At 66.6% G+C, this 1223-nt stretch carries 1 protein-coding gene; it reads left to right on the top strand.

Going from position 1 to position 1223, the window contains the following annotated elements; genetic code table 11:
• The first annotated feature begins 139 nt into the window (after nucleotides 1-139).
• A complete protein-coding gene (locus U5771_RS35120) occupies nucleotides 140-1129 on the top strand; it encodes an aliphatic sulfonate ABC transporter substrate-binding protein (RefSeq protein WP_322028172.1) in 990 nt (329 codons plus the stop codon).
• Nucleotides 1130-1223 lie beyond the last annotated feature (94 nt).

Below are 1223 nucleotides of genomic sequence, written 5' to 3'. Positions count from 1 at the left end.
CGGCGCGGACATCGCGCGCCCTGGCCGCGCCATATGCCCGCCGCTCCGATCGATAGCAGAATTAATCGGTTATCGATTGCCCTCCCCGTTGGTACGTTAGCCGCCTTGCTTTCAACGAACCCGACGAGGAACACGCCCCATGACGTCGATGAACCGCCGCGCGTTCGCGCGCGCGATGCTGGCCGCCGGCCTGAGCGTCGCCGGCATCCGGACGCACGCCGAGACCACGCCATCCACGCTGCGCATCGGATACCAGAAATCGTCGACGCTCATTACGCTGCTCAAGACGCGCGGCACGCTGGAGCAGTCGCTTGCGCCGCTCGGCCTGCGTGTGTCGTGGCATGAATTCGCAAGCGGCTTGCCGCTGACCGAAGCGCTCAACGTCGGCGCGGTCGATTTCAGCGCCGACGTGGCCGACACCGTTCCCGTCTTCGCGCAGGCCGCGCATGCGCGCTTCGTGTACGTCGCGCAGGAAGCGCCATCGCCGAAAGCGCAGGCCATCGTCGTCAAGCGCGACGGCGCACTGCGCACGCTCGCCGATCTCAAGGGCAAGCGCATCGCCGTCACGAAGGCGGCCGGCAGCCACTACCTGCTGCTTGCCGCCCTCGCCCGCGCGAGGCTCGCCCCCGCCGACGCCGCAATCCACTACCTGACGCCCGCGGACGGCCGCGCGGCGTTCGAGCGCGGCAGCGTCGATGCATGGATCACGTGGGATCCGTACGTCGCGTCGGTCGACGCGAATCCCGACGTGCGGATTCTGGCCGACGGCAGCGGGCTCGCGTCATACCAGCGCTATTACCTTGCGTCGAGCAGCTTTGCTGCCGCGCGCCCCGACGTCGTCCAGATCGTGTTCGACCGGCTGTCGCAAGCCGGTACGTGGCTGCGCGAACATCAGCAGGAGGCCGCCAATATCCTCGCGCCGATCTGGGGACTCGACGCGAAGACGATCGAGCGCGCGAACGCGCGACGCAGCTATCTCGTGCGCGCCGTGGTCACGCAGAACTTCGGTGAGCAGCAGAAGATCGCCGATACGTTCCTCGCGGCGGGTTTGCTGCCCGCCCGCGTCGACACGGGCGAAGCGCTGCGCTGGAATTTCGCGGCAAAGCGTGCGGAGTCGATCGGCGCCTGATGCTCCGACCATGCAGCGCACCCTATTTTTATCGCCATCGATTAAATTGTGTTGACAGGCTCTCCAGACACGCTAGAATAGCGGTCTTCGCATC

The organism is Burkholderia sp. BCC1977 (assembly GCF_905339595.1).
Taxonomy (GTDB): domain Bacteria; phylum Pseudomonadota; class Gammaproteobacteria; order Burkholderiales; family Burkholderiaceae; genus Burkholderia.
The sequence above is the reverse complement of the archived record's forward strand: the minus strand, read 5'-3'. Positions and strand labels throughout refer to the sequence as shown.